Genomic DNA, 23,649 nt, shown 5'->3' with positions numbered 1-23,649 from the left:
TAGTTAGTGGCTCAGGGCCACATGGTCAAGCAGGAATATCGCGACCGTCCGTGAGTTATCGAAATTCATGGCGGAATGCTGGACCTGTGGTAGTTTGAGCAAAGATCCAATTGGAGGCGTTATATGTCGAGCGAGATACTGATGCACTTTGTGACTATGGCCGTGGCGGTGCTGGCAACGTTTGTAGTTGTTTCCCTGTTTCTCAAGTGGGCCGTCGTAAAATTGGAAGGCTATTACAAAAGCCGGGGGATAGTGCTCGACGAGGGCATCCGCGCGGACTTCTCACGGTCATTCAAGGTTGTTGTGCTGGGGCTTGTGCTGTTTGTCCTGATGCGGGAAATTAGCTTCGGACCGGTGGCAACTCGTTATGTGTCCTATGTTTTGCTGATAGGGATCACCTTAATGTGTATCTCGCTGGTCTATAACTTTGTGCGAGGCATGCTGGACTTCTCACTGAAGCGTAAGGGACTGTCTCTGGATGAACACAGTAGCCGGGTGCTGCTGCCAGTGGTAAAGGCAATTGCCTGGATTGTAGCGCTGGCATTTTTGTTGGACAATTTCGGATTCAAGATATCAACGATTCTGGCCGGTTTAGGCGTGGCTGGCGTGGCTGTGGGCTTTGCTGCGCAGGCTGTGCTGGGTGATTTGTTCAGTTATTTTGCAATTCTTTTTGACAGGCCATTTCGCATTGGCGATTTCATCGTGCTCGACACCCTGCGGGGCAATATTGAACACATTGGCTTGAAAACCACCCGCATCCGCAGCCTTGATGGCGAACAGATCGTTCTCTCGAATTCAGATCTGACAGGCTCAAGGGTTCATAACTACAGGCGCATGACTCGTCGTCGAGTCCTGTTTGGGTTTGGCGTGGTCTACCAAACCCCTGCGGCCAAGGTCGAGGCAATCCCCGGATTGGTGCGTGCGGTGATTGAAAATGTGGACCTTGCGACATGTGATCGTGCCCATTTCAAGCAGTTTGGGGCGTTCAGCCTTGATTTTGAGGTTGTATTTTATGTGGAGTCGCCGGACTATGGTACCTATATGGATATCCAACAGACCATCAATCTGGGGTTGATGAAAACTTTCGAGGCGCAGGGAATTGCCTTCGCCTACCCGACGCAAAAGATTTATATGACGAGCGAGGAGGAAAACGATGCTTGAATATTTAAATTTGAAGCTGTTCACAGGGCGTCGGGGTGCCCCCCCCGGGACTCTGGAATATTCTGGCAAGGAACGTGAGTTTTCTCCATACCTGAACCATTTTGCCTACAGCAGTGATGGTTTGGTGGAGCAGGCCTATAATCCGATGGGGCCAGCACCTGATCTTTCGGACGGGCGTGTTCATTTTCTGAGCCTGACCGGTGTTCATGAGGCTGATGTGGTCAAGTCCCTCGGTGCGTGGGGCGGGGCTCATCCTCTGATGATGGAGGATATCCTGAACACGGGACAGCGGCCCAAACTCAATGAGCAGGATGGTGTCTTTTTCGCGACCCTGCGGAATGTCGATTATGATCTTGAGACCAAACGCATTCAGGAAGAACAGGTCAGCCTGCTTTGGTCGGAGCAGCATCTGTTGGCCTTTCAGGAGAGTGAGCAGGATGCCTGGGCCCCTGTTATCGAGCGCCTGAGAAAAGGTGGGAAACGTATTCGCAGTGGAGGCGTTGACTATCTGGTCGTGGCGCTGATGGACTCCCTGGTGGATGGTGCCATGGAGGCCCTGAGCCTGCTCACAGTGGAGGTGCAGGAGTTGGAGTCCACGCTGGCACGCAAGCCCGAGGAGCAGGCTTTGCTGGAGGTCTACCGCGTGCGGCGTGACTGTATTCTGCTGTTGCGCAATGTCTTGTTACCGACGCACGAGGTGCTCTCATCGCTCAAGCGCAACGAGGTCTTTGCTGCTTCGGCTGAAGCTGTGCATTATCTGGGAGATGTTCTTGAGCACGCCCTGCACGGCACCGAGGCCGCCAAGGTGCTGCATGATATCCTGGGTGGGATGATGGATGTACACATCTCGCTTGCTGGGATGCGCATGAACAACGTGATGAAGGTGCTGACCATCGTTGCCACCATTTTCATTCCCTTGACGTTCATCGCAGGCATCTATGGCATGAACTTCAAGATCATGCCGGAACTGGAATGGGCATGGGGCTATCCGGCCGCGCTGGGGTTGATGCTGGCTGTGGCTTTGGGCATGGTCTGGTACTTCATGCGCAAGCGCTGGTTCTGAGGAGACTAGATTGTAAGTACGCGCCAGTTGTCATCCTTGAGCGTTTCGGTCAGCAGCGATCCTGTGTGCTTCACGTTCAGCCCGAGGGCTTCAAGGTCCGAGGCGATACCGTAATTTTCAGCGCAGGCCCTGCAGGCCATGAGTTCGACACCGGCCTCGGTCAATTCGGACAAGTGGCTTTGCAGTTCCTTGTCACCGAGCAGCAGGGGTTGGCTCGGTCCCCAGAGGATGAGTCGGACCTGTTCCCACCAGCCACGAATCAGAGCGTTGCCGCTGTACATGAAGACCATGTTCAGGGCGACTTCACGGTGGGGAGTGCTCCAGACAAGGCACAGGTTCAGGGGAGTGTTGCTCATGGGTGGCTCCTGGGGCTAATGGGTTGCAGATAAACGGTTGATACCTCCTGAGGCTGGCAGGAGGCAAGATTGATGACTGTGTGAAATGACAACGGCCCGGAACCATCAGGTTCCGGGCCGTTGTTTGTGGATACTGAAGCGGCTGTTAGCCTTGGACGGGTTTGCCCACCAGTCGGACGATCAGGGCCACGGCGATCAGTCCCGCAGGCAGCACGATGGCGACCGGCAGTCCCAGACCTGCGGGGATATAACCGAAGACAATGGTCACCAGCGCGACTGTCAGGGCATAGACCAGCTGGGTTCGCGTGTGATCGATGTGGTCGCAGGCCGAGCCCATGGATGAGAGAATGGTCGTGTCTGAAATGGGCGAGCAATGGTCACCGAAGATGGCCCCGGTGAGCACGGCTCCCACGTTCATGATCACGTAGCCGTGGCTGGGATCGATGGAGAAGGCCAGGGGAATGGCCAGAGGCATCAGGATGCCCATGGTGCCGTACGAGGTTCCCGTGGCAAAGGAGATGATCGAGCCCATGATGAAAATGATGCTGGGCAGCAGGAACGGCGGAATTGTCTCGGACAACACACCCACCAGATAGGCGGCCGTGCCCAGTTCCTTGATGGTGCCGGACAGGCTCCAGGCCAGGATCAGGATGACCGCAGTGATATTCAGGGATTTTACACCCTGAACCCAGACAGCCACGGCTTCACCCACGGGCAGGATACGTTTGAAGATGGCGATGCACAGGGCAACGATCCCGGCAAACAGTGCGGCCTGGAACAGGACCACCGAGGCGTCTGATGCGCCGAAGGCTTCGCGGATGGCGGTGAAGCTGGCCGGTGAATCCTTAAGCAGGGCGATGAGCGTCTGGTCGTCGCCCCCCAATACGGCGCTGCGTCCGTTGAAATAGAACCCCAGGAATGCGGCGATGATGAGTGTACCGATGGGGATGATGGCATACCAGATGCTGGACTTGGTGTCTTCGTCGGGCTCCAGCCCGGTGGCCTCGTCGGCAACCATGGGTTTGGCATCATCGGCCAGAACCTTGCCGGTGGTGCGTGCCCGGCGTTCGGCAGTATACATGGGGCCGAATTCGCGCAGGAACCAGATTGTGGCCACGATGAAGAACAGGATGAAGATGTTGTAGAAACGATAGGGGATGGTTTCCACGAAGGCGCCGTAGGCATTGGTCTGGATGCCCACGGCCTGGAAGGCGTCACGGATCAGGCCCACTTCATAGGCCACCCAGGTGGAGATCAATGCGATGCCCGCGATGGGCGCGGCAGTGGCATCGATGATGAAAGCCAGCTTCTCGCGGGAGACTTTCATCTTGTCTGTCACCGGACGCATGATGGGGCCAACGGTCAGGGAGTTGGCGTAGTCATCAAAGAAAATGCACAGGCCCAAGAGCCAGGTCACGAACTGTGAGCTGCGCGGGCTGTTGGCCTTCTTGGCCAGTGCCTCGGCAATGGCCTTGGCTCCGCCCATCTTGGAGACCAGGGCGATCATGCCGCCGATGGCCAGACACTGCAGTACGATGCCTGCGTTCCAGGAGTCGGCCAGCGAGGCCAGCATCTCGTTGGACAGCCGCAGGAACCCGCCGACAACGCCGTTATAGAGATCGAAGCCTTTGGCCTCGAGCATGAAAGTACCGGAATAGACACCCAGAAACAGCGACAGGATGACGTTCTTGGTGATGAACGCCAGGGCGATGGCAACCAGAGGCGGAATGAGCGTCCACATCCCATAGTGGGCGGCGTTGACGGGGCCAAGGCTGGAATCGGCGCCAAAGGCCAGGGCAGGAACAAGACCCGCCAGAACAAGACAGATGAAATTGACCAAGATGGTACGACGAAGACGTTGCATACATTCCCCACTGCAGTTTGATTTCGTTGCGATTCGCGCAACGGACCGCATCGGAGTAATGTAAATCGTCATTTGAGGCAAGTATTGATGGGTAAGTCGTAATGATTTGTGGGCAGCTTACGCTGAAGACCTTCATCAGACTGATTCATTTGATGAGGAGACGCTAAGGGCTATGTGTCAATTCTTGATCAAGTTTATAAATACTTGCCATTGTATATTCTGATAATGCAAGGTGTAGAATCCGCCCGCAAGTCGGGCAGGCACCAAACTGCACCAGACCCTGAGGAGGGCAAATAATGAGCGACGCGCATCGTGAAATGTGGGAGCGGCTGAATCTTGATCTGACAGCCCATGACGGATTGCTGGAGGTCTTGGGGAAATTTTATGGTGACATCTATATGTCCCAGGATAATCGCCTCAAAGGGATGGAATACATGGATTTCGTTCTGTCCGAGGTTCATGGTCTGCGGATCAAGGAATTGCAGGAAGCCAAGGCTCAGGGGCGCAAGGTTGTGGGTACCTTCTGCGTCTTTGTGCCCGAGGAACTGACCCTGGCCGCTGACGCCGTTCAGGTGGGACTCTGCGCCGGGGCCGAGGCTGGCAGTGACCTGGCCGAGGAACTGGTGCCGCGTAATACCTGTGCACTCATCAAGTCATTCATCGGTTTCAAGCTGGCGCGTCTTTGTCCGTATCTCGAATCCAGCGATCTGGTCGTGGGTGAGACCACTTGCGACGGCAAGAAAAAGGCCTATGAGGCTTTTGCCGATCACGCTCCTCTGTATGTGATGGAAGTGCCCCAGACCAAATCCGTGTCGGCGCGCGAACTGTGGCGCGATGAGGTCCTGCGATACATGGCGCAGGTGGAGAAGCTGACTGGCGTCACCATCACCGCCGAGCGTCTGCGTACGGCCATCAAGACGGTCAATGATCGGCGTCGGGCTTTGCAGCGATTGACCGCATTGCGCTCCGCCGACCCTGCGCCCATCTCGGGGCGGGACGCGCTGCTGATCAACCAGATCAGCTTCTATGATGATCCGCATCGCTTCACCTACAAGATCAATGAACTGTGCGATGAGCTGGAACTCCGCGTCCAGGCCGGGCAGGGTGTCGCCCCGGTGGGGACTCCGCGACTGATGCTCTCGGGCTGCCCCATGGCCGTACCCAATTGGAAATTGCCGTATGTCATCGAAAGTTCAGGCGCGGTCATCGTGGGGGAGGAATCCTGCATTGGAACGCGCAATACCCGCGATTTGGTGGATGAGTCCGGCGAGACCGTGGCAGAGATGGTCGACGCTCTGGTGGATCGTTACATGAAGATCGACTGCGCCTGCTTCACTCCCAATACGGATCGACAGGACAATGTGGCGAGCATGGCCCAGACCCTGAAGGCTGATGGGGTGATCAACTATTCGCTGATGTTCTGTCAGCCCTATGCCCATGAGGCTATGAAGCTGGAGCATTTCCTGGAGGGAACGGTGCCGACCATGTCCTTGGAGACCGACTACAGCATGGAGGATGTGGAGCAGTTGAAGACCAGAATCGAAGCCTTTGTGGAAATGGTGTCTTGAGCATGATTGCAGGCATCGACGTGGGCTCGCGCTCCATGGAGTTGGTGGTTTTGAATGGCGGTGGTGTGGCTGTGTCGCGCCGCCTGCCCACCACCTTTCACCCCCGGCAACAGCTGCGGCAGTTATTGGAGGGAGTAAATCCTGAGCGCATTGTCGCCACGGGCTACGGACGTGAACTGGTGGCCGGGGCGGGACTGGAAGTGCCCGTGACTACGGTCACGGAAATCAAGGCCTACGCGGCTGGAGTGCACGCGCGTTGCCCCCTGGCGCGGACCGTGCTGGATATCGGTGGACAGGATACCAAGGCCATAGCCCTGACCGACAGCGGCAGAGTCAGCAAGTTCGAGATGAATGACCGCTGCGCTGCGGGCACGGGCAAGTTCCTTGAGCATCTGGCCACGGTTTTTCAGATCCCGGTACAAGAGTTTGGTGATTATGCACTGGAGGCTGCGGTCTCTTTGCCCATCAATAGCATGTGTACCGTCTTCGCGGAGACCGAGGCGACCTCGCTCATGGCTGGTGGCGCGGCCCCGGAATCCATTGCCCGCGGGCTCCATGCCTCGGTGGTGTCGCGCACGGTGAATATGCTGCGCCGGGTCGGTCTGCGGGAGCCACTCGTCTTTGCCGGTGGCGTGGCCAACAATCGTTGTATGGTCCGTTTGTTGGCCGAGGCTCTGGGGACCGAGCCGGTTATTCCTGATGAACCAGATATGATCGGGGCCTTGGGCGCGGCGCTGTGCGCTCCTGCAGAGGCGTGAGGAGCTGTTACAGGCGATGATCCACTGATCGTTTTGGTGTGCTGAATATTTGTTGCCGCAGGTCTGCGGGCCTAATGTCGGTAAAGCGACCTGTCAGGGCGGATGAAATGATACAGTCCCAGACTGGTTAGGGCTCCCATGGTATCCAGCAGCATGTCTTTTTGTGCGTCCCAGACGTCTCCCTGGCTGCCCAGGAATTCTATGCCCGTATCCCCGCCTTCCTGCACGGCATACCACCATTCGATGATCTCGTACCCGCAAGCCACGGCCATGATGCTGAATAGGGCAAAGAGGGTCGCCAACACAGGGCCGCAAAGTCGTTTGCGGAGCAGGTATTCGGCAATGGGGTAGGCATAGAACCCAACGGAAAAATGTCCGATGCGGTCAAAGTGGTTGCGCTCGGAACCGATCAGGCTGTTGAACCAGTCGAAGGGCACGTTGGCAAAGGTGTAATGGCCGCCCATGGTATGCCAGAACAGCCAGAAGCCCATCAGGGCATAGGCCGTGTTGGAGAACCGGAAGCGAGTGTATGTTGCCCCGAGAAAGATGAATACAGCCAGGGCCGGGATGTTTTCTGCCCACCAGACGGCGCGTGAAACGGGTTCGATGGCCAGTACAGTCCAGTAGATGGCATAGATGATGGCCAGGATGATTGGAAAGCGTTTCATAAGAGCCTAGTGTCGGTCTTCAGCGTGAAATTCGATCCCCACTTCCGGTGAAGATCGAGGCTGGCGCTATAAATAATCGGCCAGTGATTTCCTTGCCAGCGAATTCATTGTGCCTTGCTGATACCGAATCAGGAAGGGATCGTTCTCGTCTTCCTCGACCTGGCTCATGTAAGCGGCCAGCCCGGAACTGACATTCTTGAATGTACTGTTGTTGGCCAGTTTGCTCAAGGTCTCGGATTGTTCCTCGATGCGCGCAAAGGCTTGCTGGAGCTTGGGATCTTCCAGAGCAGCTTCGATGGCCTCCTTGTCCGGATGATCTCCGGATACCGCGATCTTGCCCGAGTCGTCACGCTGCAGGATGAAATCGCGTGTGACGCTGACCCCACCGGCCTGAAGCGTATCTGTCAGAACCCCCACGAATTCTTGCTGCAGGACCTTGAGATCTTCGGCCATGGAGTTGGCGACGTTGGCCATGGGATTGGCTTGCACCATGCGCGACAGTTTGTCCGCCAGAGACGACAGAGTCAGCTTGTCCAGAAGTTCATCGCCATTCAGGATATCTTCGGTGCGTTGCTTTGCTGCCTTAACATCTTCTTCAGTGGTCTCGCGGGCCTGAAGGATCATTTTATCGCTGGCTGTGTCGTAGCCGATTCCGTGAATGCTCATGTCGTGCTCCCCATGGGAAAAGATTTCCCAATCTTTTGATTGAGCAGGAGAAAAGCAAGAATCGGACCCGGGAATTCAGTAAAATCAATATTTCTTAAGAAACAGGGGGTATCGGTAAGGACGTTGATCGGCGGCGATAAAACGGCGAATCAGGCTTTGAGTTCGGCAGGCAGTTCGGTCAGCCAGCCTGCGTTGAGCACCCCCCACAGGCCGATCAGGATGGCTTCGGCGGCGTCGTGCCTGAGGGATGTCGGGCGAGGGGCGTTTGACCATTGGATAATCTTGCGTGCCCGTTGATCGGCGTGTCGTTTGGCCTTGGCTCCGGAGGTTTGTTGCCGTGGCAGCAGAAGGCGCTTCCTCCAGATTTCGGCAGTGATCGTGTGTACATCCAGTCCGCGTTTGACACCCTCGTTGGCCCAGAGGTCCGCTAGAGTTCCCCCGCCTTCCAGCACCAGAATGTCCAGTTCGGGGATATCCTTCAGAATGCCGTGGGCGCCACGCTTCAGCCTCGCCTGTGAACCGAAGTTGTGGGAGCGGTACCAGACAAGCCTGCCCTGTGGGTTGTACAGGGCCAGGCCGGTGCGCAGCCCCAAATCAACGGCGAGCAGGCTCATGGGGGCTTAGCCCTATTCGTGCAGCCAGCAGCGCACACCCTGACCATTCTGCATGATCAACGGCGGGTGTTCTTCGCGGCAGCGGTCAAAGGCGTGAGGGCAACGCGGGTGAAAATGGCAGCCCCGGGGCAGGTCTGTCAGGCTGGGGACGATGCCGGTGATGGGGGTGAGCTTTACGGCCTTGTCCCCAAGCCGGGGGATGGATCGCATCAGGCCCTGCGTATAGGGGTGCAGGGGGGCGCGGAACAGGTCGGTTACTGGTGCCTGCTCTACGATCTTGCCGGCATACATCACCGCCACGCGCGAGCAGGATTGGGCCACAATGCCCAGGTCGTGGGTGATGAGCAGGATGGAGGCGTCCTTGTCCCGGGTCAGGCCAAGCATCAGTTCCAGAATCTGGGCCTGGATGGTGACGTCCAGTGCGGTGGTGGGTTCGTCGGCAAGCACCAGTTCGGGATTGCAGGCCAGAGCCATGGCGATGACCACACGCTGGCGCATGCCACCACTCATCTCGTGGGGGTAGCTTTGGGCACGATTTTCAGGATTGGGGATGCCCACCAGCTTGAGCATTTCCACGGCGGCCTCTGCGGCTTCCTGATGAGTTGTTTTCTGGTGCAGCTCAATGGCTTCGGCGATCTGATCGCCAATCTTGAAGACTGGATTCAGGGAAGTCATGGGCTCCTGAAAGATCATGGAGATGCGGTTGCCGCGTACCGAACGCATCTCTTTTTCGCTCAGGGAGAGCAGGTCCGTATCATCAAAAATGATTTTTCCATCCACGATGCGGCCCGGAGGTTGGGGGATCAATCTCAGCACGGAAAGAGCAAGCATTGTTTTGCCGCAGCCGGATTCACCCACCACGGCCATGGCTTCTCCACGGGGCACTTCCAGATTGACGCCATCCACGGCGCGAGCCACGCCCCGGCTGGTGAAAAAGTGGGTCTGCAAGTTGCGGATGTCGAGAATCGGGGCCATGTGTCGCATTGCCTCGCTATGGATATTGTGGGACAGTAAATTGGAGCCGCGAGCTATAGTGGAGTGCGGCAGAGGAGTTGTCAATGCACTACGCGGAGATGGTCGATCAGGTGGCCCCCTGCGGCCTTGATTGTGGTCGTTGTCTGGACAATCCGGACAGTGCTATCTGTGGGCTTTCGCAGCGCCTCAGGGAAGAGCTGGGTGGCTTTTCTGCCCTGGCCGAACGGTTTGCCAAGATGGACCCTGCCTTTGGAGAGTATCCGGCCTTTGAACGGCTCTTGGATCGGCTGGGCAAAGGGGGCTGCACGGGATGCCGGAGTGGCAATTGCCTGCTGTCCGGCTGCGGGGTTAAGGATTGCGTGCGGGAACAGGGTGTTGACTTTTGTCACGAGTGTGGCGATTTCCCCTGCAACAAAACAATGCTGCCTCCGGCACTTCATGAGCGCTGGAAACAGAATAACGAGCGCATGCGCGAGATGGGCCTTGAAGTCTATTTGGCCGAGGCGCGTCTGAAACCGAGGTATTGAGTCCATTGAATACAGCGAAAGTAGCGATCATCGGCGGTGGCCTGGCCGGATGCGAATGCGCCTGGCAGTTGGCCCGCTACGGCGTCGGCGCCGTGATCTTTGAAATGAAGCCCGAGCAGTTTTCCCCGGCCCATGTCCGGGAAGGTTTGGCCGAACTGGTCTGTTCCAACTCGTTCCGCTCCGATGATCCCGAAACAGCGGTGGGACAGCTGAAGCGCGAAATGCGCGAGGCCGAGAGCCTGATCATGGAAGCCGCCGAGGCTACACGTGTTCCGGCAGGCAAGGCGCTGGCCGTGGATCGGGAGCGGTTCTCCGACTATATCACCGAGGCTGTCGAGACCCATGCTCTGATTCGGTTGGAGCATCGTGAGATTCAGTCTCTGGAGGACCCGATTCTGGCGGGATTCGAGGCCGTGGTCGTGGCTGCCGGGCCTTTGGCCAGCGAAGAGTTGGCCTCCAGCCTGGCCCGTGCCGTGGGCAATGAACGCCTGTATTTTTACGATGCCATTGCCCCTATCGTGGAGGCCGATTCCGTGGACCTGGGCACGGCCTATTGGGCCTCGCGCTACAACCCGGAAGAAAAGGACTACCTGAACTGCCCCATGACCGAGGAGCAGTACATGGTCTTCCATGCCGCCCTGCTGGAAGCCGATAAGGTTCAGCCCAAGGATTTTGAAAAGGAAGTGCATTTCGAGGGCTGTCTGCCCATTGAGGCCATGGCCGAACGCGGGGAGAAGACCCTGTCTTTCGGGCCATTGAAGCCGGTGGGGCTGGAGCATCCCGAGACCGGGGAGCGTTTTTATGCCGTGGTTCAGCTGCGGCCCGAGAACGAAGCCAAGACTCGCTTGAATATGGTGGGCTTCCAGACCAAGTTGACTTACCCGGAGCAGAAGCGGGTCTTTTCCATGATTCCGGGATTGGAGAATGCCGAGTTTGAGCGCATGGGCAGCATCCACCGCAATACCTATGTGGACGCGCCCAAGGTGCTGACCGAACACCTGGAGCTCAAGGCTTGCCCTGGAGTGTTCCTGGCCGGGCAGGTGACCGGAGTTGAGGGCTATGTGGAGTCCACGGCCTGTGGGTTGTGGCTGGGCCTGTACCTGGCCGGGAAGCTGACTGGTCATGAGGTGTCTACGCCGCCATCCGAAACGGCCCTTGGGGCCTTGCTGATGCATCTGCGTACCGAAGCCAAGAATTTTCAGCCGTCCAACGTCCAGTTCGGGCTGATGCCGCCGCTGGGCGTGAAGGCCAACAAGCGCAAGCGTAAGGGGCTGTATGCCCAGCGCGCCGAAAAGGCTTGGGCCACATGGCAGGAAGAGTCTGGCTGTGTGAGGGAAGAATAGTGAACTATTGGCTGCTGAAGACTGAGCCGGGGTCCTTTTCCATCAGGGATCTCGCGGGCGGACCAGAGCAGACGACACCTTGGGACGGAGTGCGCAACTACCAGGCCCGCAACATGATGCGCGATGCCATGAAGATGGGCGATCAGGTGCTGTTTTATCACAGCGTAACCGACCCGGGCGTGGTGGGTGTGGCCGAGGTTGTGCGCGAAGGCTATCCCGATCACACGGCCTGGGAGGAAGGCAGCCGGTATTATGATGCCCGCAGCACTCCCGAAAAACCGCTGTGGTTCATGGTGGACATTCGGCTGGTGGAGACCTTCGAAGTGCCCTTGTCGCTGAAGTTTCTGCGTACAGTCCCCGAACTGGCGAGCATGGAACTGCTGCGCAAGGGCAGCCGACTGTCCGTACAGCCCGTGCGAGCCCATGAGTTCGAAGTGATCCGTGCCCTGGCCCACGAGAGTGACCTGGGTCGTTGATGACAGTCTTGACAGCAACAAGATGACAGACCGGACCAGAGGTCCACACCGGGAGGATGTCATGGATTATGAAAGCCGCATCATTGCCCTGGAAGAAACCGTGGGATTGCAGGGGAAGACCATTGATGACCTGTCCGACGTTATTGCCGAGCAGCAGAAGCAGATCGACAAGAATGAGCGCATGCTCAGGGCTGTGGCGAACAAGCTGCATGCCATGTACGATCCAGGCCTGTCCGTGGACGGCCCGCCAGACGAGGCCCCGCCACATTATTAGCAGGGGACTTACGGGCATGGGCATCCGCTGAGGATGCATCGACAGTGAACTGCTAGACAGCGATGCCAAGCAGTTGCGCCAGAGGTTTTGCCTCTGGTGTATCGGACAGCAGAAGCCAGATGCGATTCTGCACCGGCCAAAAGTCCAGCCCTGGGCAGATGTCTTGTGAACGCCGCAGGACTTGCTCTGCCGTATTCAGGTCCGGGGTGTCGAGTTCCAGCAGGCTCAGCAGGTGATTCTGGAGCCTCCGCTGCAAGGCCTCACGGCCATCCGAGTCCATTTCTGTGGCCTTCAGGAATGCTTCGAGCAGGTCATCGTCATCCCCTGGTGAGGTGATCCAGCTCCAGGCCAGAGCCGGTCTAAAACGCCCCCAACTCCGGGCCTGATTCTGATTGTTCTGTGATTCTGCCAGGGGTAAAAACAAGTCCCGTCCCGTCTGCATCAGCAGCAGGTCCCGCTCCCATCCATTTTCTTCCGCGGCTTTGGCCCAGGCCAGGACCAGGGCCTGGCGCTTGCCCCAGGGCAATGCATCTGCTGGGAACCAGTCTTTCTCTTCTTCGATTCTGAAGCGCCCTTGCAGTACTTTTGTTCCGGAGGCAGGTTTCCAGTACCAGATCGATTCCCGGCTGATTTCTCCTCCAGCGAATTCAAAACTGGCTGTTCCCGAGGCAGTGTGTGCTTCGCCTTGTTCCTTGAAGGTCAGACTGACCGTGATCTCAGGCCAATGGATTTGGATGTTCTTTTGATTGAAGTCTCCCAACGAATCTCCCCAGGCCATGAGCAGAGCCTGGGCCATGAGACTGACGGGGGTTTCACGGCGTGTCAGGACTTCGGAAAGGAATAACTCGTCGCCGCGTAGTCCGCCCGGATTGCGGCGCGTGGGGTTGGAACGGGCGTCCTGAAGAGCCTTGCTGAACTGGCGCTCCAGTTCGGCACAACCGATGGGAATGCCACTGTCACCGGCCAGTTCCATGGCTCGTAGTGCGTTGGCCATGGCATTGAGCGGTTCAATGCGATCGAGGTCGTCAAAGAACCATGCGCAGCTGGCGAAGGAAGCTTGGGCATAGCGCTGCATATCCAGGAGTGTCCAAGCCTTTTCCTTGTCTTTCCCGGAGAGAGCGGTATTGAACTGCGTGGTTTCAAAGACACTTCGCGCCCCCCCCGCCAGCACCTGCCCGTAGGCTTCCAATGCATCATTCTGATTGCGGAACAGGGATGCTCCCTGCTGGTCGAAATGGGTGTCCAACGTGTCTTTGACCAGGCGCAGAGCCCGGCGCAGGGGCAGCCGCCACTGTTGGTTCCAACCAGGGCGGCCTTCGGTGGAACAGCCACAGTCGCCGCGCCAGCGTTCCACGCCATGGGCGCAACTCCAGGAGGATTCCTGATGCAGCCGGACCTTGTGCGTGGGAGGGGTCGCAGCCAGATAGGCAGCATAGTTGGTCAGCACCACATCGGGATCGCGATCTGCCTGTTTCAGAAGATAGGCCAGACCCATCTCGCCGAAAGTGAAGTGATGGCCATAGGTCTCGCCATCCGTCGCCAGGGAGAGCAGCCCTGGAGTGAGAGCTTTGCGTACGCGAGTCCAGAAGGCTTCGCCGTTTTCCAGCAGACGCTCGAAAGCCACGGCCTGGGACAGGCCGCCATGATAGAAGAAGATGGAAATGGATCGCCCCGATGGCAGGTCCATCCGGTAGGGGGCTGTGATATCCAGCGTGCCTTCATGGACATCCTGCCAGAGTTCACTTCCCAGTTCGGTAACGGCCTGAGCCTGGCGAGGAGCAAGGATCGTATACGCAATGCCCGCCTCGGCCAGGACCTCCAGCGTCGCTGTGTCGACAGCGGTTTCGGCCAGCCACATGCCATCAGGCAGCCGTTTGTAACGAGCCTGGAAATCATGCACGGCCCAGGCGACTTCCACTCGCTTTTCCCGTTCGGTGGCCAAGGGCATGATTACGTGGTGCCGTACCTGTGCCATGGCGTTGCCGAAGCCCAGCCGGGAGCGAGAGAGCCGGTCGCCCTCCAGGATGCGGGCATAGGTTTCGGGAGCGTGCCGGTGCATCCAGGACAACAGCGTCGGGCCGAAATTGAAGCTGATCCACTCGTAGGCGTTGATGATGTCCTGAATTTGGCCAGCGTCGTTCAGAATGCGGGCAAAGGCCAACGGGGCATAACTTTCGCGGCAGATGCGCTCATTCCAATTCAGCTCCGGTGCGGCGCTGCCCTCGGGCAGGACTTCACCCAGCCAGGGATCTTCACGCGGTGGTTGATAAAAATGGCCGTGGATGCATAGTTGCTGATCGCTCATGGGGGCAGCCTCGCCGTTGGTGATGATGCTTTTTCACTTCTTAGAGCAGTTTCACTGCAAAGGCGTGCCAAGTCAATATGGACAAAGTTGTGTTATGGAGGTGTGAGCATGCCCTTTGGATTCAGTTGACGACCAGACAGGCATGCAGTACCCCCGCAGGTGAAAACAGGACCCAAACCCATGAGAAGGGAGAATACCCATGGCAGCCGATGAACGCGCTGAATTGCAGAGTTTGTCCAGGGATGAATTGCTGGACGTCTTCGAGGGCGGACTGTTCGAACTGGTCACCGAGGGCAAGGAATATTCCGATCTTCTGGAAATGACCTTGGCTTTGGGAATCAAGAGCTTTATGCGCGACAAACTTGCGGGGCTGGACTCCGAGGAACTCATTGAGATGTTCCTGGACAGCGAGCGGGTCGTGGTCGAACTGGTTGATTATGCCGCCGAGCAGGGACTGCTGGACGAAGAATGATACGAAGCGGTGCACAGAGATACGCTGCACAGCAATGAATGAAAAACCCCCCGGGATCGTAAGAATCCGGGGGGTATCGTCTTTGAGGGAGGTCAATCAGGCGGTATCGCCTAGTTGTCCTTGATGGCCGGGCCGTTGTAACTCACCGACAGAATTTCGTATTCGATATTGCCGCGCGGCACATCGATGGACACCTCGTCGCCTTCTTCCTTGCCCAGCAGGGCACGGCCTACGGGGGACAGCACGGAGATGCCGTCTTTCACATGATCGGTTTCGTCGGGGCCGAGCAGAATGAGGGTTTTGCGTTCTTCCGTATCCAGATCTTCTACTTCCACTGTGGCGCCAAACATGACCTTGTCGCCAGACATGGTGTTCAAATCGATGATGTCAAACGTAGGAATGCGGGATTCGATGTAGTTGATCTTGGCTTCAAGCATGCCTTGGCGTTCACGTGCGGCATGGTATCCCGCATTTTCCTTCAGATCACCTTCTTCGCGGGCAAGCTTGATGGCCAGGATGACTCCCGGGCGTTCCTTCTTGAGTTCTTCCAGTTCTTTCTTGATCTTTTCGTAGCCTTCAGTGGAAATCGGGATACTGTTCATGGTGTTCTTCCTTCGAGGGAGCTCAATATGTTGCTCTGATGCTGTTGATCTGATGTTGCACCGGCGAGTCTGTCGTCGCTAGGTAACCGATGTTTGGGTAGAACAGAGTGCCCGTCCGGGTCAAGCTTCTGTTTGCATGCCGAACCCCCGGGATTCGGCGTTGCATGCCCAAAACAAAGAGGCGGCCCGGAGGCCGCCTTGAATTACTTCTTTGTGCTTGCCTTGCGTTGTATCTTCTTTCCACCTGCCAGGGGCCAGATCTCGTCGATGTGCTCAACGGGTCTGACCTTGATCCTGCGCAGCAACTCCTTGGGGATGTCCACAAGGTTGCGTTCGTTCTGTTTGGGAATCAGAACCTGTTTCATGCCATGGGACACGGCTGCCAGGATTTTTTCCTTGATGCCGCCCACAGGCAGGACGCGACCACGCAGAGTGACCTCGCCAGTCATGCAGGTGTCGCTGGTCACCGGGGTTTCGGTGATGGCCGAAACCAGAGCCGTGACCAGGGTGACGCCAGCAGACGGACCGTCCTTGGGAGTGGCACCGGCGGGCACATGGATATGGATATCCATTTTTTCCGTGAAGTCCGGGTCCAACCCGAAGTGGTCCGCTCGACTACGGGCGTAGGACAGAGCAGCCTGGGCCGACTCTTTCATCACGTCGCCCAACTGTCCGGTCAGGATCAGTTTGCCCTTGCCCGGCATGGTGGTGACTTCGATGTGCAGGATTTCTCCACCATAGGGGGTCCAGGCCAAGCCCAGCGCCACTCCAGGAGGCAGATCCTTCTCCATCTCGTCATCGCGGAAGTACTCGGGGCCGAGGTGCTTCTCGATGGTTGCCGAGGTCAGACGGTAAGGGCCGGATTCGCCCTGAGCCTTGCGGCGGGCGAGTTTGCGGCAGACCGACCCGATTTCTCGTTCCAGATTTCTGAGGCCCGCTTCGCGGGTGTAGCCTCGGATGATCTTGGAGAGCATGGTGTCGGAAAGCTGCACTTCCTCTTCCGTCAGTCCGTTTTCCTCGCACTGGCGAGGCAACAGATAGCGCCTGGCGATCTTGACCTTCTCATGCTCAGTATACCCCGGGATGCGGATGGTCTCCATGCGGTCCAACAGCGGTCTGGGAATGGTGTCCAGAGTGTTGGCCGTACAGATGAACATCACCTTGGAGAGGTCATAGGGCACGTTCAGGTAATGGTCGGTGAACGAGAAGTTCTGTTCCGGGTCCAGTACCTCGAGCAGAGCCGAGGATGGATCGCCCCGGAAGTCCTGGCCCAGCTTGTCGATCTCGTCGAGCATGAACACCGGGTTGCGGGTTCCGGCCTGCTTGAGGCCCTGAATGATGCGTCCCGGCATGGCGCCGATGTAGGTGCGGCGGTGGCCGCGAATCTCGGCTTCATCTCTCATTCCACCCAGAGACATGCGCTGGAATTTGCGACCAAGAGCGCGGGCGATGGACCGGCCAAGGCTGGTCTTGCCCACACCGGGAGGGCCTACAAAGCACAAGATCGGTCCCTTCATCTTGGGATTCAATTTGCGCACGGAGAGATATTCGAGGATGCGTTCCTTGACCTTTTCCAGGTCGTAGTGATCCTCGTTGAGGATGGTCTCGGCCTGTTTGATGTCCATCCTGTCGCGGGACTGCTTTTTCCAGGGCACTTCGACGATCCAGTCCAGATAGGTGCGGATGACCGTGGCTTCCGAGGAATCCGGGTGCATGGAGGACAGTCGCTTGAGTTGTTTGTCAGCTTCCTTGCGCACGTCCTTAGGCGGTCCGGCCTTGTTCAGAGCCTCGCGAATCATGTCCAGCTCTTCGTCCTCATCGGCCTCGTCGCCCAACTCCTTGCGGATGGCTTTCAGCTGCTCGCGCAGGTAGTAGTCCTTCTGGGCCTTGTCCATCCCTTCGCGGGCCACGTTCTGGATGCGCGCCTGCATGGAGGCGACTTCAACTTCCTTGGCTAACTGGGTGTTGACCAGAGTCAGGCGCTCCACGGGGTCGGCACAGGCCAGAATGGTCTGGGCGTTTTCCACCTTCATGCGCAGGTTCGAAGCCACCAGGTCAGCCAAGCGACCGGGATCGTCAACGCTGGACAGAACGCTCATGATGTCGGGCGAGGAGATGCCGCGCAGGCTCATGATCTGTTCGCTTTGTTCCTTGGCAGCGCGAACCATGGCTTCTTGCTCGGGAGTCAGCGGGTCCACTTCCTTTTCCTCGATGACCTCCACGCGAGCGCTGTGGTAAGGTGTATCGCCGGTGAACTCCGTGACTCGGGCGCGTGAGACACCCTGAACCAAAATTTTCAGGCGGCCATCAGGCATTTTGAGCATGCGCATGATGGAGGCCACGGTACCGATCTCGTGCACATCCTCAGGTCCGGGATCGTCGACGGACTCGTCCTTTTGCGTCAGAATCAGGATGTAGCGGTTCCCGGACAGAGCCTCGTCAACCGCGGCGACTGATTTTTCGCGGCCCACAAACAGGGGCAGAATCATGTAGTTGAAGACCACGATGTCCCGCACCGGGAGTACGGGCAATTCAGTTGGTATATCCGCTGGAGGCGTTCCACCGTTGTCTCCGCCGGTGGCATCTCCGTCGAGGGCATCACCGAGGATCAGGATGGATTCAAGGTCTTTTTTCTTATCGCTCATGATTGTTCCTTTCCATATGAGGAGGCCGCACCCTACCTTGCCGGCCTGGACTGCCAGCCTGGGAGGGTGTGTGAGCCTTTCGTACGCCGTTTTTGGCGTTTACTGTCTGGTGTTTGCGGGGTCCGGCTCAGGTCCGGATCTGAAAACCGTCAAATTCCTTGTCGTAATCCAGCCACTTGCTTTGCAGATCGTTCACCCTGGACAGGGTCGATCCCGTCAACAGGCGCGTTTTGAATTCCTTGAGATTGTCTTCAGTCCCCTGAGCCAGGACCTCGACGGTGCCGTCGGCCAGGTTGCGAATCCAGCCGTTGACACCGAGACTGCGGGCCTGGTCCGCTGTCCAAGCGCGATAAGCCACGCCCTGGACAGTGCCATGGATGATGCATTGCAGGCTGCGAGTCATGAGCGCTCTCCTTATTCAAAGGTGTGCGACAGGCCCTGTTCGGGCAGCAAGCCTTCTGTCCTAAAGCTGTAATGCGTGTCGTCTCCAACGATCATGTGGTCGAGGACACGGACCCCCAGTGCCTGGGCTGCGGCACTGATACGTCTGGTCAATTCCCTGTCCTTGCGGGACGGTTCCAGACCGCCTCCCGGGTGATTGTGCACCAGGATGAGTCCACTGGCTTCGAATCGCAAGGCCATGGCCAGGACCTCCCGAACGTAGACGGGAGCTTGATCCACCGTTCCTCGGCTGACCTGTTCCCAGGCTACCAGCCGGTTTTTGGTGTCCACCATGGCGACCCAGAATTCCTCGGCAGTCTTGCCGCCGAGTCTGGCTATGGCCATTTGAGCCACAGCCTGCGGACTTTCCAGCACCTCGCGCCGGGTCAGGGGCGCTTCGGACATTCGGGCCCAGGTCTCGCGCCACAGCGCCCAGAATGATTCCAGGGCTGGACCGAAACCATGCACCTTGCGGAGGTCTTCGGTCCGAGCCGAAAAGACCCCGTTCAAGGTCCCGAAGCGGTGCAGAAGTTCCTTGGCCAGCGGCTTGGTGTCTTGCCTGAGCAGGACATGTCCAAGCAGCAACTCCAGGATTTCATATTCCGCAAGCTGACGGGGCGAACGCAACAGGCGCTCGCGTAGCCGTCGCCGGTGACCCTGATAGTGCTTCTTACCGCTCATAATAGGTCCGCATTAGGCCTTGGGCAAGGGGAATGGCAAAAAAACAGGCTTCTACGCAATAAAAGTGCTTGTATCCGCTTGCTGGTGCAGATGCAATGACCAAGAGAAGGGTTAGCGCGTGGATTGAGCTGTTTTGGGGCTGAAAAGAGAGTACAGGCCACCCACAAGAGCTTCGAAGGCCTGCTCCGGTGTGCGTTGGCCGGTTTTTACGCCGAATTCCGCTTCAAGAACAAGGTGCCAGATGCGGGACAGGCGAGCCGGGCCGAGCCTTTTGGCCAGGCTTGATTTGCGCTGAACAACGGTATGATGGACCCAGACCGAAGGCTTTTCGCCCTGACCAAGTTCCCACAGGATGCGGCCTTCGCGGATCATGAGAGCCAGGAAGGAGAAGAAAATGCTGTTCGATGAAGACACCAGACGATTGTCGAAAACCTTCTGCCAGACCCGTTCAGGGGATTTTCCTTCGAGCACCGAGGAGATGAATTCGAAGACATCCATGTCGGCCTGGTGCGAGATCAGGGCGATGTGGGCCTTGACGACTTCTCCGGATTCTCCGGCGGCCAGGGCTATTTTCTCCAATTCGTTTTTGGCACCCATGGCGTCGTGGGGCAGGGCATCGGCCAGGGCATGGGCCACGGGGGGGCTGATAATCAGTTTTTTGCGCCGGACAAAGCTGCTCACGAAGTCGGGCATGGTTCTGGGGGTCAGCCCGGGGCTGGTCCAGACCCAACCGCGCTTTTCAGCCACGGGCCAGTACTTCTGTTTGGTGAGCACCGCGGGAGGCTTGACCTGGCCTTTCTTGTCTGCGGCGGGCTCCAGGCAGAATATGGGCCAGATCTGGGCGTTGAAGCTGGACAGGGTGGAAGTGAGTTTGTCCCAGGAGTCCTTGAGAAACTTGTTAGCCCGGCGGACCACCACCAAACGCGGAGTGCCCATCAGGTCGGGGATGGACAGGTCCTGCCAGAATGCTCCGGGGAGCTCGTCGTCGGCCCAGTAAGCGCGGCGATCCCAAGTCTTGCCTTCACCGTGGAGCTCTACAAGGGATTCCACTTCAAGGCGGATGAGTTCAGGGTCTGGGCAGATAAGAAAGGAGAATCCTGGCCTGTCTGACATGACGCTCCCGGATGACGGTCTGTATCTTGAAAAAACGCCCCGCGACCAGATGGCCGCGGGGCGGCGAGAGCTAGTAGTTCTGGCTGAGCCTGTCAGCCAGTTTTCGGGCGGCCATTTCCATCACGTCGGCTTCGGCTCCTTCCTGGTCGGAGGTGAAGCTTTCGCTATGCGAAGCATTCCCGCGCCAGAGTTCTTTGCCGCTGCTCTTGGAAACGATCCAGGCCTCGATATTGATGGAAGCGCTGGACTTGATGGTGTCATCGTTCTCGTCGGTCAGAGAGGTTGCGGTCCTGAAGCGCTTGACCTTGATGCTCATGTAGGCTGTGGCCTCGTCACGATCAACCCAACTGACGCGGCCGCGCCTGGTGAATTCATCACGGATTTCAGCGCGTAGCAGGGACTCCAGATCGGGGTCCATGGTCGGGTTCTCCACACTTTTGATGAAGAGCGCACGAGCGTCTTCGGGAAGGTCGAAGGGGGCATCCTTGTTGGAGGCCTGTTGATAGCCGGCGCAGCCCCACAGGGACAGTGCCAGAGTCATGACCACGAAAGTGCGGAGAATTCGCATATCAGCCCACCACGATGTTTACGAGTTTGCCGGGGATGACGATGACCTTGCGGACCGTCTTGCCTTCAATATGTTTGAGCACGTTTTCTTCGGTCATGGCGACCTGTTCAATGTCTTCCTTGGAGGCCTGTGCGGAAACATTGATTCGAGCCCTGAGTTTGCCATTGATCTGGACCACGACAGTGACTTCGTCCACGACAAGTGCCGTTTCATCGTGCTCGGGCCATGACTGCTCGGAGAGCAGGGTCGTGTATCCCATCTTGGCCCACAGTTCCTCGCAGATATGTGGAGCCACGGGAGACAGGACCGTCAGGGTTGAGCTGATGGCAGAGGACAGGACGCGAACCCCGTCTTCGGTGTCTGCCAGCTTGTCCTTGCACAGATACATGGCGTTGACCAGTTCCATGACCGCTGCGATGGCTGTGTTGAACTGGAAGCTGCTGGTAATATCGCGCAGGACTTTCTGGACCGTGGCGTGTTCCTTGCGGCGCAGATCCTTGGCCTCGTCGGACAGAGACAGACCGTCAATGCCAGCACAGGGGCCGACAGGCGAGAGTTTCGGCAGCAGTTCGTCCACCAGGCGCCAGAGACGTCCCAGGAAGCGGGAGGCGCCTTCCACACCTTTGTCGCTCCATTCCAGATCCTTTTCAGGCGGAGCAGCGAACAGGCAGAACAGACGCGTGGTGTCGGCTCCGTAGCGGGCAATGAGCTTGTCGGGGTCCACCACGTTGCCCTTGGACTTGGACATCTTGGCCCCGTCCATGAGCACCATGCCCTGGGTCAGCAGGTTGGCGAAGGGCTCGTCGATGCTCACATAGCCCAGGTCACGCAGGGCCTTGACGTAGAATCGGGAATACAAGAGGTGCAGGATGGCGTGTTCGATACCGCCAATGTACTGGTCGACATTGAGCCAGTAATCGATGGCTTCGGGGTCGAGCCCCTGCGAGTCGTCACGGGCACAGGCGTAGCGCAGGAAGTACCAGGAAGACTCCATGAAGGTGTCCATGGTATCGGTCTCGCGCCGGGCCTCGGCCCCGCACTTGGGGCAGGTGGTCTTGACAAAGCTGTCGGTGTCGGCCAGCGGGCTGCGGCCATCCTCACGGGTGCGAACATCCATGGGCAGTTCCACGGGCAGGTCAGACTCGGGGACCGGGACTGCACCGCAACTGTCGCAGTAGATGACCGGAATGGGAGCGCCCCAGTAACGCTGACGAGATACGTTCCAGTCCCGCAGACGGTAGTTGACGGTCTTTTTGCCCTTGCCGCTTTCTGCCAGATGGTTGGTGATGGCTTCCTTGGCATCCGCGTTGGGCATACCGTCGAAGGAACCCGAGTTCACCAGCACACCAGGGTCGGTGTAGGCAACGTCCAGAGTCGACGCCTCCAGGGCTTCGTCTTCGGGCTGAATGACTACCTGAATGGGCAGGTCGTACTTCTTGGCAAATTCGAAATCGCGCTGGTCGTGTGCAGGGACGGCCATGACTGCACCGGTGCCGTACCCCATGAGCACGAAGTTGGCGATCCACAGCGGCATCTTTTGGCCGGTGACCGGGTTGGTGCAGTACACGCCGGTGAAGACGCCTTCCTTTTCGAGGTCATCGGCGCCACGGACGATGCGGTCCATGTTGCGGACTTTGTCCACAAAGGCGGTGATTTCTGCAGTACGCGTTTCATCCGTACAGGCCTCAAGAATCTTGTCCACCAGCGGATGCTCGGCAGCGACACTCATGAAGGTCGCACCGAACAAGGTGTCGGGACGGGTGGTAAAGACGTCAACGGTCTCGCCAGTGCCTTCCACCTCAAAGGTCAGTTGCGAACCGTAGCTGCGGCCGATCCAGTTGCGCTGCATGGTCTTGACGCGCTCGGGCCAGCCCGGAAGGTCGTCCAGGGCCTCCAGCAGTTCGTCGGCGTAGTCGGTGATGCGCAGGAACCATTGTTTCAGGTCGCGCTGCTGAACCTCGGAATCGCAACGCCAGCACAGGCCTTCTTCTACCTGTTCGTTGGCCAGCACCGTGTGGCAGTCCGGACACCAGTTCACGGGGGACTGCTTGCGGTAGATCAGGCCCTTTTCCATGAGCTTCAGGAAGAACTGCTGCTCCCACTTGTAGTACTTGGGGTGGCAGGTCGCCAGTTCGCGGTCCCAATCATAGGAATAGCCCAGGCGCTTGAGCTGAACCCGCATGGTGTCGATGTTCTCGTAGGTCCATTTTGCGGGATGGGTATCATTCTTGATGGCTGCGTTTTCGGCAGGCAGACCAAAGGCGTCCCAGCCCATGGGGTGCAGGACATTATAGCCCTGCATGCGCTGGAACCTGGCCACTACGTCACCGATGGAGTAGTTGCGCACATGACCCATGTGGATGCGCCCGGAAGGATAGGGGAACATCTCCAGGACGTAGTATTTCTTCTTGTCCGGGTCGGGTGAGACCTTGAAAATACCGTTGTCTTCCCAGGCTTTTTGCCATTTGAGCTCAATGGTTTCGGGGGCGTATCCGGATTGCGACATATC

Annotated in this window: 23 protein-coding genes; 9 read left to right on the top strand and 14 right to left on the bottom strand. The window is 57.9% G+C overall.

The features are described 5' to 3' along the window. Positions 1-156 precede the first annotated feature (156 nt). Together EL361_RS11220 and corA are read left to right on the top strand one after the other, a co-directional pair. Positions 157-1,161: a mechanosensitive ion channel family protein gene (locus EL361_RS11220; RefSeq protein WP_232034928.1), complete on the top strand. Its 1,005-nt coding sequence runs from the start codon at positions 157-159 to the stop codon at positions 1,159-1,161. Next, positions 1,154-2,224: a magnesium/cobalt transporter CorA gene (gene corA / locus EL361_RS11215; RefSeq protein ID WP_126379561.1), complete on the top strand. Its 1,071-nt coding sequence runs from the start codon at positions 1,154-1,156 to the stop codon at positions 2,222-2,224. Before EL361_RS11220 ends, corA begins: the two co-directional genes overlap by 8 nt. A gap of 5 nt (positions 2,225-2,229) precedes the next feature. Here corA and EL361_RS11210 read toward each other — a convergent pair whose 3' ends face one another. Together EL361_RS11210 and EL361_RS11205 are read right to left on the bottom strand one after the other, a co-directional pair. Next, a complete protein-coding gene (locus EL361_RS11210; RefSeq protein ID WP_126379559.1) occupies positions 2,230-2,580 on the bottom strand; it encodes a DsrE family protein in 351 nt (116 codons plus the stop codon). Positions 2,581-2,725: 145 nt separating this feature from the next. Further along, a complete protein-coding gene (locus EL361_RS11205) occupies positions 2,726-4,444 on the bottom strand; it encodes a Na+/H+ antiporter NhaC family protein (RefSeq protein WP_126379557.1) in 1,719 nt (572 codons plus the stop codon). Positions 4,445-4,740: 296 nt separating this feature from the next. Between EL361_RS11205 and EL361_RS11200 the strand changes: the two genes are divergently transcribed. Together EL361_RS11200 and EL361_RS11195 are read left to right on the top strand one after the other, a co-directional pair. Continuing rightward, complete coding sequence (locus EL361_RS11200; protein ID WP_126379555.1) at positions 4,741-6,012, top strand: double-cubane-cluster-containing anaerobic reductase; 1,272 nt, start codon at positions 4,741-4,743, stop codon at positions 6,010-6,012. Between the two features lie 2 nt (positions 6,013-6,014). Further along, entirely contained in the window at positions 6,015-6,770 is a 756-nt protein-coding gene (locus tag EL361_RS11195) for an acyl-CoA dehydratase activase (RefSeq protein WP_126381437.1), read from the top strand. Positions 6,771-6,841: 71 nt separating this feature from the next. On the opposite strand, the gene EL361_RS11190 is transcribed toward EL361_RS11195, so the two are convergent. The 4 genes from EL361_RS11190 to EL361_RS11175 all read right to left on the bottom strand — a co-directional run bounded on the left by EL361_RS11190 (position 6,842) and on the right by EL361_RS11175 (position 9,702). Then, entirely contained in the window at positions 6,842-7,438 is a 597-nt protein-coding gene (locus tag EL361_RS11190) for a DUF2238 domain-containing protein (RefSeq protein WP_126379553.1), read from the bottom strand. 66 nt (positions 7,439-7,504) lie between these two features. Continuing rightward, the gene (locus EL361_RS11185) at positions 7,505-8,104 is read right to left on the bottom strand and encodes a hypothetical protein (protein WP_126379551.1); all 600 of its coding nucleotides are present in this window, start codon (positions 8,102-8,104) and stop codon (positions 7,505-7,507) included. Positions 8,105-8,253: 149 nt separating this feature from the next. Further along, positions 8,254-8,718, bottom strand: coding sequence for a RuvC family protein (locus EL361_RS11180; protein WP_126379548.1), 465 nt, complete (start codon positions 8,716-8,718; stop codon positions 8,254-8,256). A gap of 12 nt (positions 8,719-8,730) precedes the next feature. Next, positions 8,731-9,702, bottom strand: coding sequence for an ABC transporter ATP-binding protein (locus EL361_RS11175; RefSeq protein WP_126379546.1), 972 nt, complete (start codon positions 9,700-9,702; stop codon positions 8,731-8,733). A 74-nt stretch (positions 9,703-9,776) separates the two neighbouring features. On the opposite strand from EL361_RS11175, the gene EL361_RS11170 reads away from it, so the two are divergent. The 4 genes from EL361_RS11170 to EL361_RS11155 all read left to right on the top strand — a co-directional run bounded on the left by EL361_RS11170 (position 9,777) and on the right by EL361_RS11155 (position 12,313). Further along, entirely contained in the window at positions 9,777-10,220 is a 444-nt protein-coding gene (locus tag EL361_RS11170) for a DUF3795 domain-containing protein (protein WP_126379544.1), read from the top strand. After that, positions 10,217-11,563 carry a methylenetetrahydrofolate--tRNA-(uracil(54)-C(5))-methyltransferase (FADH(2)-oxidizing) TrmFO gene (gene trmFO / locus EL361_RS11165; RefSeq protein ID WP_126379542.1) on the top strand — a complete coding sequence of 449 codons (1,347 nt, stop codon included), beginning with the start codon at positions 10,217-10,219 and terminating at the stop codon, positions 11,561-11,563. The genes EL361_RS11170 and trmFO overlap by 4 nt, the downstream gene beginning before the upstream one ends. Beyond that, entirely contained in the window at positions 11,563-12,039 is a 477-nt protein-coding gene (locus EL361_RS11160; protein WP_197723433.1) for an EVE domain-containing protein, read from the top strand. The genes trmFO and EL361_RS11160 overlap by 1 nt, the downstream gene beginning before the upstream one ends. Before the next feature lie 61 nt (positions 12,040-12,100). Beyond that, positions 12,101-12,313 carry a SlyX family protein gene (locus EL361_RS11155; protein ID WP_126379538.1) on the top strand — a complete coding sequence of 71 codons (213 nt, stop codon included), beginning with the start codon at positions 12,101-12,103 and terminating at the stop codon, positions 12,311-12,313. Between the two features lie 52 nt (positions 12,314-12,365). Here the strand turns inward: EL361_RS11155 and EL361_RS11150 are convergent, their stop codons facing one another. Next, a complete protein-coding gene (locus EL361_RS11150) occupies positions 12,366-14,618 on the bottom strand; it encodes a DUF3536 domain-containing protein (protein WP_126379536.1) in 2,253 nt (750 codons plus the stop codon). A gap of 199 nt (positions 14,619-14,817) precedes the next feature. Here EL361_RS11150 and EL361_RS11145 point away from each other — a divergent pair, with 199 nt between their 5' ends. After that, positions 14,818-15,090, top strand: a complete 273-nt coding sequence (locus EL361_RS11145; protein WP_126379533.1) for a hypothetical protein — start codon at positions 14,818-14,820, stop codon at positions 15,088-15,090. 110 nt (positions 15,091-15,200) lie between these two features. Here the strand turns inward: EL361_RS11145 and greA are convergent, their stop codons facing one another. From greA to leuS, 7 genes are all read right to left on the bottom strand, one after another. Continuing rightward, the gene (gene greA, locus EL361_RS11140; protein WP_126379531.1) at positions 15,201-15,692 is read right to left on the bottom strand and encodes a transcription elongation factor GreA; all 492 of its coding nucleotides are present in this window, start codon (positions 15,690-15,692) and stop codon (positions 15,201-15,203) included. A 203-nt stretch (positions 15,693-15,895) separates the two neighbouring features. Beyond that, complete coding sequence (gene lon, locus EL361_RS11135) at positions 15,896-18,337, bottom strand: endopeptidase La (RefSeq protein ID WP_126379529.1); 2,442 nt, start codon at positions 18,335-18,337, stop codon at positions 15,896-15,898. Positions 18,338-18,464: 127 nt separating this feature from the next. Next, a complete protein-coding gene (locus EL361_RS11130) occupies positions 18,465-18,740 on the bottom strand; it encodes an acylphosphatase (RefSeq protein ID WP_126379527.1) in 276 nt (91 codons plus the stop codon). Between the two features lie 11 nt (positions 18,741-18,751). Beyond that, entirely contained in the window at positions 18,752-19,459 is a 708-nt protein-coding gene (radC, locus tag EL361_RS11125; protein WP_126379525.1) for a RadC family protein, read from the bottom strand. Between the two features lie 111 nt (positions 19,460-19,570). Continuing rightward, entirely contained in the window at positions 19,571-20,572 is a 1,002-nt protein-coding gene (gene holA / locus EL361_RS11120; protein WP_126379522.1) for a DNA polymerase III subunit delta, read from the bottom strand. A gap of 70 nt (positions 20,573-20,642) precedes the next feature. Further along, a complete protein-coding gene (gene lptE / locus EL361_RS11115; protein ID WP_126379520.1) occupies positions 20,643-21,140 on the bottom strand; it encodes an LPS assembly lipoprotein LptE in 498 nt (165 codons plus the stop codon). A 1-nt stretch (position 21,141) separates the two neighbouring features. Further along, positions 21,142-23,646, bottom strand: a complete 2,505-nt coding sequence (gene leuS, locus EL361_RS11110) for a leucine--tRNA ligase (RefSeq protein WP_126379518.1) — start codon at positions 23,644-23,646, stop codon at positions 21,142-21,144. Positions 23,647-23,649: the final 3 nt, after the last annotated feature.

Origin of the sequence: Desulfovibrio ferrophilus, from assembly GCF_003966735.1 — a bacterium.
Taxonomy (GTDB): Bacteria; Desulfobacterota; Desulfovibrionia; order Desulfovibrionales; family Desulfovibrionaceae; genus Desulfovibrio_Q; species Desulfovibrio_Q ferrophilus.
The sequence above is the reverse complement of the archived record's forward strand: the minus strand, read 5'-3'. Positions and strand labels throughout refer to the sequence as shown.